The sequence below is a fragment of the Novosphingobium sp. 18050 genome, from assembly GCF_902706195.1.
Lineage (GTDB): Bacteria > Pseudomonadota > Alphaproteobacteria > Sphingomonadales > Sphingomonadaceae > Novosphingobium.
This window is the reverse complement of record NZ_CACSJO010000051.1, coordinates 1-14,615: the sequence shown is the minus strand read 5'-3', so window position 1 is coordinate 14,615 and position 14,615 is coordinate 1. Positions and strand designations below refer to the sequence as shown.

12 protein-coding genes and 3 pseudogenes are annotated in these 14,615 nt (G+C 58.8%); 8 read left to right on the top strand and 7 right to left on the bottom strand.

What is annotated here, in order from left to right; all coding sequences use genetic code 11:
• Positions 1–549: 549 nt before the first annotated feature.
• The gene (locus GVL61_RS23830; protein ID WP_235037881.1) at positions 550–1,005 is read right to left on the bottom strand and encodes a DDE-type integrase/transposase/recombinase; all 456 of its coding nucleotides are present in this window, start codon (positions 1,003–1,005) and stop codon (positions 550–552) included.
• Positions 1,006–1,342: 337 nt separating this feature from the next.
• On the opposite strand from GVL61_RS23830, the gene GVL61_RS23825 reads away from it, so the two are divergent.
• From GVL61_RS23825 to GVL61_RS23815, 3 genes and pseudogenes are all read left to right on the top strand, one after another.
• Entirely contained in the window at positions 1,343–2,116 is a 774-nt protein-coding gene (locus GVL61_RS23825; RefSeq protein WP_159983659.1) for an SDR family NAD(P)-dependent oxidoreductase, read from the top strand.
• A 1-nt stretch (position 2,117) separates the two neighbouring features.
• Positions 2,118–3,020, top strand: coding sequence for a glycosidase (locus GVL61_RS23820; protein ID WP_159983657.1), 903 nt, complete (start codon positions 2,118–2,120; stop codon positions 3,018–3,020).
• A gap of 60 nt (positions 3,021–3,080) precedes the next feature.
• Positions 3,081–3,725 (top strand): annotated as a pseudogene (locus GVL61_RS23815) (transposase); the annotation flags it as partial.
• 326 nt (positions 3,726–4,051) lie between these two features.
• Here the strand turns inward: GVL61_RS23815 and GVL61_RS23810 are convergent.
• Together GVL61_RS23810 and GVL61_RS23805 are read right to left on the bottom strand one after the other, a co-directional pair.
• Positions 4,052–5,491 (bottom strand): Rieske 2Fe-2S domain-containing protein, encoded by a 1,440-nt coding sequence (locus GVL61_RS23810; RefSeq protein WP_159983655.1) that lies wholly within the window; start codon positions 5,489–5,491, stop codon positions 4,052–4,054.
• Entirely contained in the window at positions 5,488–5,967 is a 480-nt protein-coding gene (locus GVL61_RS23805; RefSeq protein WP_159983653.1) for a nuclear transport factor 2 family protein, read from the bottom strand. The genes GVL61_RS23810 and GVL61_RS23805 overlap by 4 nt, the downstream gene beginning before the upstream one ends.
• Before the next feature lie 244 nt (positions 5,968–6,211).
• Between GVL61_RS23805 and GVL61_RS23800 the strand changes: the two genes are divergently transcribed.
• On the top strand, positions 6,212–7,999 hold the full coding sequence (locus GVL61_RS23800) for an FAD-binding protein (protein ID WP_235037882.1): 1,788 nt from the start codon (positions 6,212–6,214) through the stop codon (positions 7,997–7,999).
• 266 nt (positions 8,000–8,265) lie between these two features.
• On the opposite strand, the pseudogene GVL61_RS25190 reads toward GVL61_RS23800, so the two are convergent.
• A pseudogene (locus tag GVL61_RS25190) lies at positions 8,266–8,689 on the bottom strand (transposase).
• Between the two features lie 1,001 nt (positions 8,690–9,690).
• Between GVL61_RS25190 and GVL61_RS23790 the strand changes: the two are divergent.
• The 4 genes and pseudogenes from GVL61_RS23790 to groL all read left to right on the top strand — a co-directional run bounded on the left by GVL61_RS23790 (position 9,691) and on the right by groL (position 13,135).
• Entirely contained in the window at positions 9,691–10,602 is a 912-nt protein-coding gene (locus GVL61_RS23790) for a beta-1,6-N-acetylglucosaminyltransferase (RefSeq protein ID WP_159983651.1), read from the top strand.
• Between the two features lie 186 nt (positions 10,603–10,788).
• Positions 10,789–11,016: a hypothetical protein gene (locus GVL61_RS23785; protein WP_159983649.1), complete on the top strand. Its 228-nt coding sequence runs from the start codon at positions 10,789–10,791 to the stop codon at positions 11,014–11,016.
• 172 nt (positions 11,017–11,188) lie between these two features.
• Positions 11,189–11,472, top strand: a pseudogene (locus GVL61_RS23780) (co-chaperone GroES).
• A gap of 61 nt (positions 11,473–11,533) precedes the next feature.
• Positions 11,534–13,135, top strand: coding sequence for a chaperonin GroEL (gene groL / locus GVL61_RS23775; protein ID WP_159983647.1), 1,602 nt, complete (start codon positions 11,534–11,536; stop codon positions 13,133–13,135).
• Positions 13,136–13,361: 226 nt separating this feature from the next.
• On the opposite strand, the gene GVL61_RS23770 is transcribed toward groL, so the two are convergent.
• The 3 genes from GVL61_RS23770 to GVL61_RS23760 all read right to left on the bottom strand — a co-directional run.
• Entirely contained in the window at positions 13,362–13,529 is a 168-nt protein-coding gene (locus GVL61_RS23770) for a DUF1328 domain-containing protein (RefSeq protein WP_159983645.1), read from the bottom strand.
• A 254-nt stretch (positions 13,530–13,783) separates the two neighbouring features.
• Positions 13,784–14,005 (bottom strand): MFS transporter, encoded by a 222-nt coding sequence (locus GVL61_RS24855; protein WP_200844940.1) that lies wholly within the window; start codon positions 14,003–14,005, stop codon positions 13,784–13,786.
• Between the two features lie 392 nt (positions 14,006–14,397).
• Positions 14,398–14,615, bottom strand: a 218-nt coding sequence (locus GVL61_RS23760; protein WP_200844878.1) for a 4Fe-4S dicluster domain-containing protein, incomplete at its 5' end; no start/stop codon positions are given.

Sequence of the window (14,615 nt, the reverse complement as noted above, 5' to 3'; positions counted from 1 at the left end):
ATCGAACAGATCTGGATCAGAAAAACCAGTTCAGGACTTAGAGCGCTACAGCTCGCCAATGAGATTTGGATCTGATCCGCGGATCACCATACCGGCCAGCGGTTTCTGAGTGCCGTATTCAAAGGCCCTACAGAAGACCGCACTCGATCACTAACCCCGACGGCCAGAAACCTCTTGCATCACGGGCGGCAACCACAGAAGGCCTGAGCCTATGGCGAGGCGATCGGGTGGCTGTTCGGACTTGGCAAGCGGATATCCCGCGGCATCGCGGGATATCCGGCTCCGGGAATGGCAATCGGGAGATGTGAAATGATCTTCGAGACGAGCGATCCGATGCCGCTGATCGGCACGCGCGTGGACGCGGACGGTCCTGTCAGTCTGGCGGAGTGATGTCTTTGAAGCTGGCGCCTATGGCGCAAGATTTTGCCACTCGGCTAGGGCGGCTGAGCGGCGCTCCTTGTGAGTGTCGCGGCTGACGAGATGTCGCTCCTGGTTCAAATGGTTATGGAAAGATGTATGAACTGAGACGAACTTTTGTAACGTCTGCATTCACCGAAATCGGAGCATCGCTCGCTCCCGTCTTCGCACCGGAAGGTGGCTGTTCTCGGCGCGATTATTGGCATGCCGGCCGTTCTGTTGCTTGTGGGCATCGGCCAACTCATCCATCGCCGCCTTGTAGGAGCGAAGACCATCAGTGACGATGGCTTCCGGCGAGCCGTGGCGCTTGAGGGCTTTCTTCATGAACCGCAAGGCAGCGGCCTTGTCGCGCGCCCTGGTGACGTAGCTTTCCAGCACTTCGCCCTCGTGATCCACAACCCGCCAAAGGTGCACCATCTCCTCGTTCGCGCGGACGTAGATCTCGTCCATATGCCACTGCCAGTGACGGAAGCCGGGCATGCGCGACACGCGCTGGCGGCGGATGTCAGCGGCAACCATCGGACCAAACCGGTTCCACCAAAGCCTCACCGTCTCATGGCAGAGGCATTTTCGCGCGTTATCCAGCATCCCTTCCCAACCAGTGCAATCTCTTTGACGGGACCCGCCTCCGGTATCGGGGCGGTTGCAACGCGCGCGCGCGATGATGATGGCGGAGCGGTCGGCAGCAACTGGACCCGAGCGTCGCGTTGACGGGGCCATCGCCCACGATCGCGACAAGCCCAAACCGCGTGATCGTGAAAGATAGCAAATGGTGCCTACCGAGACCGACCATAGTTTTTCACATCTATCGCTCATATAAAAATCAGCCATCGCCGTCGCGAGGAGCCGAAGTTGAAACCCCTCTGCCAAATCGGAGTTTATGTGATTCACGGTCCAACGCCCTTGGCAGCGTCAGGAGTGCCTCATGCTGGAAGTGAACTCGCACGCAATCGTGACCGGAGGTGAATCCGGAATAGGAAAGGCTTGTGCCATCGCGATCGCACAAGCTGGCGCTTGCGTGACTATCACATATTTGCACGATCGCGATGCTGCCGACGCCGTCGTGCGCGATATCGTCAATGGGGGTGGGCAAGCGATTGCCGTGGCAACAGATGTCGGGGAAGAGGCGCAGGTCGGTCGACTTTTTGCGCACGCCGAAGCCGCTTGGGGCCCGGTCTCGCTGCTGGTGAATTCCGCGGGAAGAAACATGTCTGGCGTTATGATCGCCGATATGAAGCTAGGGCAGTTCGATAAGGTCATTCGCGCAGACCTCTATGGTCCGTTCCTGACCTGCCGCGCGCTTGTGCGTTCGCTTGCGGCACGCAAGTCTGGCGGCCGGATCGTCAATATCTCGTCGATCCACGAACGCGCACCGAGGCCCGGTGGTGTGGACTATGATTCCGCCAAAGGCGGTCTGGCACAGTTGACGGCAACACTGGCGCTCGAACTCGCGCCGAAGCGTATTGCGGTCAACGGCGTCGCGCCCGGCATGATCCTCACGCCGATGAACCAATCTGCCATCGATCATCCCGACGAGCTCGAGGCGAAGGAAGCAGCGATTCCCTGGGGACGAGCCGGCACGCCCGACGAGGTCGCCCAACTGGTCCTATTCCTGCTGTCGCCGGCGGCGGACTACATCACCGGCACAACAGTCACGATTGACGGTGCGCTTTCGCTGACCGTTGCAATGGACGCTTGAGATGGGTGCCTATGTCGTCGAAGCCCTAGCCGATGTGACGCTCGACAGTGCGGGGCCGGAAGGTCGTTTGGCTGGTCATGATCTCATGAGCCCATTTGTCTGGACCGAAGGAGCACGGCATCGCTTGCTCGTGCGTGTTCTCCCAAATCCTCTTGGACCCGGCGATCCGACTGGTGTGATCTGGGCGGGCGATTCCGATGACGGACTGTGCTTCACGATGTGCAGCAAAGCGTCGATCAGGCCGGGGCCTGAGGCCATGGATGCCGGCGGATGTGAGGACCCGACGGTCGTTTGCGGCGATGAAGGCCGATATCTTGTCTTCTACACGGGCGTCGATGCGAAACGCGAGCAAGGCGCGTTGATCGTTGCCGAGGGACCCGATCTCACCCAGCTCACGAAAAAGCGGGTGATGCTCAAGGCGCCTGCAGGCGAAGGCAACATCAAGGAAGCTACCGTCGCGAAAGGGTCTGACGGCCGGTTTCGGATATTTTACGAATATGCGCGCGCCAATGCGTCGCGGATCGGCATGGCCATGAGCGACGACCTCGACGGGCCGTGGGATGTCGTCGAAGACCCGTTCACGATCCGCGATGCAAGCTGGGACAACTGGCACCTGTCTACCGGGCCGATCGTCCAGCAGCACGGCCACGATCCGGTCATGTTTTATAATGGCGCAACAGTCGATGCGCGCTGGCGGATCGGGTGGGTAAGTTTTGCGCCGGACTTTTCGTGTGTCACGGGCCGGGGCATCGAGCCGATCCTACTTCCCCCGCCAGCAAAGGACAGAGCCGCAACGGACATTGCGTTCGCCGCCTCTTGCGTGGCGACCAGTGATGGCATCTGGCTCTATTACTCGCTTGAAGACAGAATTCTTCGTCGCGCCTTTATCAAGCGCTACCTTTGATCAGCCCCCTTCAGAGTGTTCCTAAATCTCTGTTATTTTGGATCATGAAGGAGTTTGAAAATGGGCAAGAGGCACAAGCCGGAAGAGATCATCGGTAAGCTGCGTGAAGCGGAGATCGTCCTGGCGCAGGGCGGGACGATAACTGATGCGTGTGGGCGGATCGCGGTTACCGAGCAGACTTAATATCGCTGGCGCAAGGAATATGGCGGGCTGAAGACCGACCAGGCTTGGCGGATGAAGGATCTGGAGAAGGAGAATCTGCGGCTGCGGCGGGCGATCTGCGACCTGACGCTTGACAAGCTGATCCTGCAGGAGGCTGCCCGGGGAAACTTCTGAGCCCTGCGCAGCGACGGCGCTGCTGCGCGAAGCGGGATGGACGGTGAACCGCAAGCGGGTCGAGCGTATCTGGCGGCGCGAGGGCCTGAAGGTGCCGCAAAAGCATCCCAAGCGGGGCCGGTTATGGCTGTATGATGGCTCGTGTATCCGGCCGCGGCCGGAGTATTCAGGACATGTCTGGGCATACGACTTGGTTGAGGGCCGCACCCATGATGGCCGTAAGTTCCGCATCCTGACTATCATCGTTGAGGCCAGCCGCGAATGCCTCGCTTTGATCGTGGCGCGGCAGATCAAATACGAAGACGTGTTGGCGGCCTGGCGGACCTGTTTATCGCGCGCGGCCCGCCTGCCAATATCAGATCCGGTAACGTCCTATGTCGGGAAAGAGCTTCTCCGCCATTGCCGCCTTCCGGTCCCGCTTCGCTTCACCTCACCTCCAGGCGGCAATGGCAACGGAGGCAACAATGCACTAACAATCAGCACGGACCACTCACTGGGGGCCGGTCAGCGGGATCCTGATGAGCGCCGATTTACCGCCTTATATTTAACCGCCACGCCGTATACGAAAGTTTTGATAGTCCCCGGGGGGCCCCACGTTACCGGAAAACTTTCAGACCGGAGGCAGACAATGCGAGGAGATCAATCCATCCACTGCAATGGCAATATGTTATGGCTAGAAATCCGCGTTTTAGCGATCAAGGCTCGATTTTTTCATCCTTCACATACTTATCGACCGTCGCATTGAAGTGACGAATGCGTACCTCCTGATAATTACCGAGCGTTTGAGCAACCTTTCGGCCGCTATGCAATGCATTCAGGAATCCCTGCTGCTGAGATCGTAAGTTGTTAGTGTCCTGATCGTACACCATCGCAAAAGCGACATCCATACCCGGTACTATCGAATAACTCTCGTTCTCCTTTACATAAACGGCTGGCGCCGGTTCAGGGCGTTTCTTGCAATCGGGTACTGGCCGTAGGAACAGAATTTCGAACAGAGTGCGGTTAGGATCCAGTCCGATTGGACGGAAACGGTAGACCATTGGCAACGATAATCCGGGAAACAGTATCATGTTGGGAAACAGATGGTATTCTATGGTGTCGATTATCTCGCTGTCCGAGAACCGCGACAGATCGGCGAGGTATTTGTCTGCTAGCGTGCGGCGCAGAAAACGAGCCATCACCAGCCGCGCTGTTTCGCCCGGCCGGACGGTGAGTTCGTCGAGGACAGACCGGTCTCCCACCAGCATCATATTGACAAGATCCTGCTCGCTAAGCGGCTTTTCAAGATGAGGGCTGTTGACGCCGCCTACTGCATAGAATCGTGAGACGTGATCGCCGTAGCAATCATACTGAACATTAGCGTCGCCCACTCCGGTCATCAACTGCGGATGTGTCTCGATGACATGGTAGGATTCAAGGAAAGCCTCCTGCGCGGTTTTCCAGTTGCAGGGCAGCTCCTTGGCCATATGGAGTTCGACGTAGCGGTCTGCCATGCCCCAATCCCGGAAGTGTTCTGGCAAAACACCCAGATAGTCCTGCAACGGCATAGGATCGGTGTCGAGATTAATGAAGACGAAGCCACCCCAGAGCCCAATCGCCACTTCCGGTAGATGAAACTTCTCCGGTACGACGTGAGGAAAGTCCCAGGCGCATGGCACTTTCTTAAGTGAGCCATCTAGGTTCCAGGTCCAGCCATGATAGGGGCAGCGCAAATCGTTGGAGTGACCTTCGCCCTCCGTAGGACGAAGCTTTGTGCCGCGGTGCAGGCAGCTGTTCACGAATGCCTTTATGGTTTCATCACGCTGCCGCACGACGATGATCGAGTATGGGCCAACTTCGTAGACGTAATTGTCGCCCGCCTCAGGGATATGCTCCTCGCGGCAGGCCCATTGCCAAGTCTTGCACCATATGTGCTCCATTTCGCGCGAGAAGAATTCTGGATCGGTGTAACGCGCGACGGGGATGTCGGAGTCTCCGAGAAACTCGTAGCTCTGCGTAGTCAGTATGGAAGGTGGGGGATTGGCGTCAGCGCCGACAATTTCCTGGACGGAAGGACCGGGGCATCTTGCTTCTCCGGACACCAGGCTCGTGGTCCCGTCGCCGGGCATGGTCGACATGGTGAAAAGCTTATTCATGTTCTGCTCCCATCGGTCCAGTCTCTGGTCTCGCTGAAATCCGCGCCACGGCGCCCGGCGAGATGCAGGAGGGGCATTTTCGAAATGAAATCGTCCGAAGATTTGTCCTTGCGGGCCCAATCGATGATTTCCCGGCGCTTGAGAATGGCCCAGCGTGCATCCTGCAGGGCATATTCATCGATGTACCGCCCAGCCATAAACAGATCGTACTGTTCGCCATCCTCGGACACCCGGTGAAAAGCGAAGAAATAAACTTCCCCGCTTCCGTGATCGCCTTCGATGTTGATGTCGACTTGTCCGATTAGGTGCTGGCTGCCGAGCATATTGCCCGGAAAGCCTTGAGCGAAATCGGTGAACTCCGCGCGCCAGCCGCGCAGCAAGTCGCAATCCACGTCTGCGTCGTCATGGAATGCTGATAGTTGAAGTTTCCTATCACGACGCGCCGCTAAGTCGCGAATTTCAGTTCCAACGTCCATCCACCACCCTCTCTCTCGACACGTCGCTTTTTTCGCGGCTGAAGGTTTATCAATGGCCAGTGGTATCAAAATTGGTCGATCGACCAAACTATACGTTTGGTCAGCTCGACAGGACTGACAACAGTTCTGTTGCATGCCGTGGCTGCGCTCACGGCTTGCCCCGTCAAATCTGAATTCACTCTGCTTTCCGGTATGGCCGCCTTCTTCTTCTTAAGAACGTCCAACCAAGGCGCGATTGTGCGGGGTGCCGATAGCGTTCGCCCTCACAGGCAGTGACGTCTTCGACTTCAACTCATCCTGCGTTCTTCCCGAACTGGCAGATAGCAGAGTTGATCACCCCATCCGTGGCAATAGATTCGCTCCCAAGGGAGAGCGGGCTATGGCCGATCAGGATTTCGATTTCATCGTCGTCGGCAGTGGTGCCGCCGGCCTAGTCGGGGCTATCACCGCCAGCCGGCTCGGCTTGAAACCCCTGATCGTCGAGAAAGCCGATAGCTGGGGCGGCACCACTGCCACGTCGGGCGGCGTGCTCTGGGTGCCGCACAACCACTTGATGATTGCGGATAAGGCGCCCGATACGACGGAAGCTGCGCGCACCTATCTCCACGCATTGATCGGTGAGGATGCCGGCGCGCGGGAGGTGGCGAAGGTTGATGCCTTCCTCGAACAGGCGCCGGTCATGGCGCAGATGCTGGCGGATGAAGGTGTCAGTTGGATGCGGACCGCCGACCATCCCGATTATTATCCCGATGCGCCTGGCAGCGGCATTGGTCGCACGATGGAGTCCATGCCTTTCAACGGCCGTAAGCTGGGCAATCGTTTTCAGAGCATGCGGCTGGCCGATTTCGACATGCCGGCAATTAACAGCGGCATGTTCGGCCCGCTCACCCGCGCGTGGCGCAGTCCGGGCCTGCTGCTCGGTGCGGCCTGGATCGCCGGCACCCACAAGCTGCGTACCCTGCTCGGCCAGAAGCCGCTTGGCAATGGCCGAGCACTCGTCGCCTCGCTAATGCAGATCGTGCTGGCGCGTAAAGTCCCGATCCGCCTGTCTACCCGACTGGTCGATCTTGTTGTGCAGAATGGCGCGGTGACGGGGGTGATCGTCGAAAACGGGGGCTGCCGACAGCAACTGGAGGCGCCGGCTGGCGTGCTGCTCGCGGCGGGCGGCTTCGCGCGCAGCGCCGATTTGCGCAAGCGGCTGCAGGGAAGGGACAAGTTCTGGACGAACGCGATCCCGGAGGATGAAGGTGATGCCTATCGCGTTGCTACCGGCATCGGCGCGGCCAGCGAACTCACCGAGGATAATTGGTGGATGCCATCCATCCAGGTCGGGCCGGACCAGAATGGCCTCGCTCTCGCCCTGCGTGCCTTGCCCGGCAGCATCATCGTAAATCCGCGCGGGCAGCGATATATGAACGAGGCCCGCTCTTACATGAGCACCGGCAAGATCATGTTCGAACATGGCGCGGCGGAGGAAAGCCACTGGCTGATCATGGATGGCAAGTTCCTGAAACGCTACATTTTCGCCGAACTATCGCAGAAATCGATCCGCGAACAGATGATGGCAGCCGGCTTCCTCCAGCAGGCGGATACGATCCGCGATCTGGCCAAAGCATGCGGCATCGATCCCGATGGTCTTGCCGCTACTATCGATCGGTTCAACGGCTTCGCCCGTAGCGGTAAGGATCTGGATTTCAACCGTGGTGATACCGCTTATGATCGCCACTGGGCGGATCCGGAACATCGCCCTAATGCCTGCCTTGGTGAGATCCAGAATGGCCCATATTGGGCCGCGCTGCTCCGCCCCGGCGATCTCGGCACCAATGGCGGCCTGAAGACGGACCAGCAATCGCGCGTGCTCGATACCGATGATCGCCCGATCGCCGGTCTATATGCGGCAGGCAATAGCAGTGGCTCGCCATTCGGCCACAGCTATCCGGGTGCCGGTGCGACAATCGCCGCAGCCACCACCTTCGGCTATATCGCCGCATCGCAGGCGGCCCGACGCCGCAGCAATGCGCCGCTCTCATGAAGCCTCGCCTCCGCCGCGACCTGATCGTCAATCCGTTCCGGTATGCGGATCGGCATCGAACACGAGACCCCGCGCTCAGCGAATCTAAGTGACTCACGTCATGCTTTGATCCGTCTATATGTCGACGAACGTAGGGCAAGTTTGGGGCAGCGATCTGGGCTCTGGAAGTTCGGTAATTAGGGTGGGGGCTGATCCGTGCAGAGGGTGCTGTCAGTCGGATGCTAACTCGTCTCTACTTGACTGAGTGATGTCTTTGAAGCTGGCGCCTAGGACGTAATATTTTGCCACTCGGCCAGGGCGACTGAGCGGAGTTCCTTGTAAGTGTCGCGGCTGACGAGATGTCGCTCCTGGTTGAAATGGTTATTGACAGATGCATGAACTGAGGCGAACTTTTGCAACGTCTGCATTCGCCGAAATCGGAGCATCGCTCGATCCCGTCTTCGCACCGGAAGGTGGCTGTTCTCGGCGCGATTATTGGCGTGCCGGCCGTTCTCCTGCTTGTGGACATTGCCCAGCTCATCCGTCGCTGCCTTGTAGGAGCGAAGAGCATCAGTGACGATGGCTTCCGGCGAGCGGTGGCGCTTGAGCTTTCTTCATGAACCGCAAGGCAGCGGCCTTGTCGCGCGTCCTGGTGACGTAGCTTTCCAGCACTTCGCCCTCGTGATCCACAGCCCGCCAAAGGTACACCATCTCCCCGTTCACGCGGGCGTAGATCTGGCCCATATGCCACTGCCACTGCCAGTGACGGAAGCCGTGCATGCGCGACACGCGCTGGCGGCGGATGTCAGCGGCAAACATTGGACCAAACCGGTTCCACCAAAGCCTCACCGTCTCATGGCAAAGATACACACCTCGCTCGAAGAGCAAACCTTCCACGTTCCGCAACGAAAGCGGATACCGCACATAGAGCATCACGACCATGCGGATGATCTCCAGCGACAAGTGAAAATATCGGAACGGGCTGGCTGACTTGCGAGGACGAGGCATTTTCGCGCATTATCCGGCATCCCTTCCCAACCAGTGCAATCCCTTTTACAGACACCCCTTATCAATGCTAAGTGTCGCACTATTATCTGACGATGGATCAGCGGTTTTCTGCGGAGGCAAACTGGTCCGGATCAGGGTGCGCTAGTCGCCGGCATAGCGGACGGTCGGCACTGCGAGATCGCGGATTGTTGGCCGACCGACCGGTAAGGGGCGGCGGCGTGCCGACAGAAACGCGCCCTTGTTGTCGTTTAGCTCGGATTTCCTCGTGCTTGGAAGTGGACAGTCACCAGCACTCTATGAGCGACGGAGCTTGGGACGAAGCTGCCGTTCGCGAATACGGCCTTGGCGGGTGTCGGACGAACTGGCCGCCCGTCTGAGCTGGGAGATCGCCGTGATTTCGTCCGCCGTCATCGTCACTCATATTATTGCACACTTAAACAATATTAATCCGGTAACCGAAAATAATTCGCTTTGTCCAGACGCCCAAAACACGACATACATTGAAATAATTTCCTTGTGATTCTGCCATTCAAATGGTAGGTATATTTTACACCATTGCGCCGACTTAAATCGCAATTCTGTCTGGCGATGTCTCTTCACGATCAGAAATTCATTTGATTGGCTCTTCTGAGACAGGAAACGCTTGTCACCGTGCGCGGGGTTTCGGCAGCCGGGCATAGGTGGTGCCGATGAGGCGATGCCCGATGATCGCATATTTTCTGCTCGTCCACCGATATCCCGCGCAGTTCAAACGCCTTTTCAAGGCGATTTATCTTCCTGGGAACCAATATGTCGTCCATGTCGATAAAAGCTCGGGCGCCGATCTGGCGAAAGAAATTTCGGCTTTCCTGAAACCTTATCAGGACGTGGAACTGATTGAATCGGAAAACGCCCTGTGGGGCGGATACAGCCTGGTCGACGCAGAATTGCGCGGGATGACCCGCCTTCTCGACATGGACAGACGCTGGACACACTACATCAACCTGTCCGGACAGGACTTTCCGCTCAAAAGCCAGAATTACATCCGTCAGTTTTTTGCCGCCAACCCCGGTCGGCAGTTTATCCGCGCGCTCGACCAGCGCAAGGAGCGCCCCGATACGATGAACCGCGTGAGCCACATGTTCACCGAGGAAAACGGAACGATGAAGGCAACCGGCGTGGCGCGGCCTTATCTGATCGGCGACACGCCTTTCATCGGGACACAATGGAAAGCGGTCACCCGCAGTTTCTGCGAATATGTCTGCCACGATCCGCGCGCTGACCGTTTTAAGGAATTTTACCGGAACAGCTTCATCGCAGACGAAGCCTTCTTCCAGACGGTCATGATGAACAGCGGCGATCAGGGCATCGTCATGAACGACGATCTGAGGACGATAGACTGGGTTCCAGACGGCGATATCAAACTGCGTCCCCGCAATTATGATGAAGCGGATCTGAAAGGGCTACAGCGTAGCACCGACCTTTTTGCGCGCAAATTCGATGCCGAGCAGGACACGCGGATACTTTCTCTGCTTGAGCGGCATCTGCGAACTCCCGCAGCGGATGTCTATCATGCGCCCGCGAACGCAGTCAAAATGCCTTCTCCTCTCAAGATGCCGCAAATAGCAACAACGTGACAAGCGGATCATCACGACCAAAAACTGTCTCGAAAGGACGATATCATGGCTAAATCGCAGAAGAAATCGAGCCGCGAAGTTCGCAAGCCCAAAGCTGAAAAGCCCAAGACCAACGCATCCAAGCCATCGGAGAAGCCCGGCGTGGTACCCGGCCTTCAAAATATAAAGCGATAGAACAGGCGGCATATGCAAATTTCGGCGACCCATTGCAGAGAGCAGGAGGCGTTGCAACGCGCCAAAGCGCTCAGCGAACCACTCGAAAACAGGCGAAAAATAGCCCTTCAAGCCGCCAAGGCTTGGGAAGCCGAAGCACTGCTGGCGGAAAAGCGGGCGTCAAAATCGAGCCCTCTCGACAAGCTCGACACGGCGATCGCCTTGGAGTTTGAACAGGAGGCGAATTCAGACCTTGCTTGAGTGACGGCGTCTCCTTCGGCAGGGCGAATGCCATACTTGATTTGACACGTGTCCCGCCCATATGCGGATAATTGGCACTCGTTTATCGAGACTGCCAGATTGCAATTCGGGGCGCTGGCCTCACTTGTGAAAGCGACGCCCCGTCGCGGCCCAGCGACAGGATCGCTCCCCCATGTCATTCCGCCCCTTGCACGACCGCGTTCTCGTGCGCCGGCTCGAAGCCCCCGAGAAGACCGCCGGCGGCATCATCATTCCCGACAATGCCCGTGAAAAGCCGCAGGAAGGCGAAATCGTCTCCGTCGGCTCCGGCATCCGAGGGGAAGACGGGGCGATCATCGTGCCCGACGTCAAGGCGGCCGCATTCTGTTCGGCAAATGGTCCGGCACCGAGATCAAAGTGAGCGGCGAAGACCTCATCATCATGAAGGAAAGCGACGTGCTCGGCATTCTGGGCTGAGTTGTCAGCGGGCCGGCGCCTCCCGGCGAAGCCGACATCTCCTCCTTGAAGGATAACGACCATGGCCGCCAAAGACGTACGATTTTCGCGCGATATCCGTGAAGCTCTCAGCCGGGGCGTCGACACGCTCGCCAATGCCGTGAAAGTGACGCTTGGCCCCAAGGGCCGCAACGTGCTGCTGGACAAGAGCTACGGCGCGCCGCGCATCACCAAGGACGGTGTCACCGTCGCCAAGGAAATCGACCTCGTCGACAAGTTTGAGAACATGGGCGCGCAGCTCATGCGCACCGTGGCATCGCGGACCAACGATCACGCAGGCGACGGGACGACCACGGCCACCGTGCTCGCGCAGGCGATCGTGCGCGAGGGCATGAAATCGGTCGCGGCGCAGTCCAATCCGATCGACCTGAAGCGCGGCATCGATATTGCGGTGAAGGCCGTGGTCGCCGAACTCAAGGCCCGCTCCAAGCCTGTCGCGGGCACGGATGAAATCGGGCAGGTCGGCGCAGTTTCGGCCAACGGCGATGAAATCGTCGGCCGCAAGATCGCCGAGGCCATGGAAAAGGTCGGAAAGGAAGGCGTCATCGCCGTCGAGGAAGGCTCTGGCGTCGAATTCGAACTCGATGTCGTCGAAGGCATGCAATTCGACCGTGGCTACCTGTCGCCCTACTTCGTTACCAACACCGCGAAACTGACGGTTGAACTGGCCGACCCGCATATCCTTCTGTTCGAGAAGAAGCTGGGGGCGCTTGCACCGATCCTTCCCTTGCTCGAAGCAGTCGTCCAGTCCGGGCGGCCGCTGCTCATCATCGCCGAGGACGTCGAGGGCGAGGCTTTGGCCACGCTTGTCGTCAACAAGCTGCGCGGCAGCCTGAATGTCGCAGCGGTAAAGGCACCGGGCTTCGGCGACCGCCGCAAGGCCATGCTTGAGGACATCGCGGTCCTGACGGGCAGCGAAGTCGTCTCCGAAGACCTAGGGATCAAGCTCGAAAACATCACGCTCGCCATGCTGGGCACGGCCAAAAAGGTGACGATCGACAAGGATACCACCACCATTGTCGATGGCGCCGGCACCGCCGATGCGATCAAGGGCCGCATCGAGGCGATCCGGGGGCAGATCGAAAACACCGCCAGCGAATACGACCAGGAGAAGCTGCAGGAGCGCCTGGCCAAACTCACCGGCGGCGTCGCCATCATCAGGGTTGGCGGCTCAAGCGAAGTCGAAGTGAGGGAGCGCAAGGACCGGGTCGACGACGCCCTCTTCGCGACGCGCGCCGCCGTGGAGGAAGGCGTGGTGCCGGGCGGCGGCACCGCACTGCTCTATGCCTCCAAGGTGCTGGCCGGGCTGAAGGGCGCGAACGACGACCAGACCCGGGGCATCGAGATCGTCCGCCGCGCCTTGCAGGCACCGGTCCGCCAGATCGCGGAAAACGCCGGGCATGACGGCGGCGTCGTTGCCGGGCGGCTGCTCGATGACGGGGACGAAAACATGGGCTTCAATGCCCAGACCGAGCGCTATGAGAACCTGTTCCAGTCCGGCGTCATCGACCCCACCAAGGTCGCGCGCTGCGCCATTCAGGATGCGGCATCGGTCGCGGGAATGGTGATCAACACCGAAGCCGGCATTGCCGACCTGGTAGAAGAAAACGCGCCGGGCTTCTGATCCGCCTGCCTCCAAAAATGCACCTTCTTTAGGCGAACGGCAGGGTCCGCCCCACAGCGGTCATTCGTCAGCCTTCTTCCGTGAGGGCGGGACTTGCCGATTGAACACGGATCACGATGCGGTTGAGATAGGTGAGGCTAACCTTTCCGCATGTAAAAAGCCCCCGCTTGTCGCGGGGGCTTGGACTGACAACCTACATATTCAGATGCCGCAGTCACCGACGTCCTTAGGGCACTCTCGCGCCGCGCCCGAACAGGAAACCGAGCACCAGGATAACCGCAGCTATCAGCAGGAGCATCTTCGCGAAACCGGCGGAAAGACCGGCCACCCCTCCGAAACCAAGCAGCGAAGCGATCAACGCGACGACGGCAAATATGATGGCCCAACGGAACATATATTCTCTCCCTCAACAGCGCCGACCTGTTCGGCGGCTCGGTTTCATAACCTTCATCTCACACCAATGTTCCGCGAAGCACCATCACGGGGGCTTTTGGCCGATCGGAATGTCGGCTCATCTTCGGAAGAGCAGATAGATGCCCGTCGGCTGCTCGCCTGCACATAACTTCGGTTGGGCGAAAAGCTGCCCGTCGCGAAGCGGCCCTTTTCCAAAGATATGCCGACATTCTCCTATCGGCCACCGCACGACAATCATGTGATTTTCGACAGGCAGCTAGCCGCCGTGGCGGCGATTGGGGTCTCATTGCCATCGGCGCGGGGCATGGCTTTCCGCGAAGCGAGGAGCGCGGTGAGAGCCGACGAGATCAGCAGCGCGGCGCTCATGATGAAGGTTGCTTGATAACCAAGGTGATCGAACAGGATTCCGCCGAGCGAGGCGCCAAGCGTGATCGCGAGCTGGATCACTGCGACCATCAGCCCGCCGCCAGCCTCCGCTTCGTCAGGCAACGCGCGGCTCAGTGGATGCTCGCCGACTGAGACTATGACGCCGAGTGATTCAGAGATGCCACTTGAGCAAAATGGCATCAAGCCATGCATTCCAGGCCGGAAATCGCGGTCGTTCTCAAGTACGACAAACGCCGATATGAGCGCCGCAACCGTATCGAGTCATGTTTTTCTGCCTGAAGGACCAGTGCCGCGTCGCGACACGTTATGATTGATACCCCATCGTTAATCTTCTCCGCGCTCGCTTTGGCCGCGACGTTGATCTTCTGGCTCTGATCAGCAAGTCTTGAACTTAGCTGGCGTGGATTTGATGATTGGAAGTATGGCCAGTTCAAGGGTTGGAAAATTCTTCGAATGAGCCTTCACATATTCGGGTAGTTCGGGCCGCCGCCGCCTTCCGGGGTCACCCATTCGATGTTCTGGGTGGGGTCCTTGATGTCGCAGGTCTTGCAGTGGACGCAGTTCTGCGCGTTGATCTGCAGCTTCGGGCCTGCTCCCGCATCGACGAACTCGTAGACACCTGCCGGGCAATAGCGCGCCTCGGGCCCTGCATAGACCGGCAGGTTGACCTCGGTCGGGA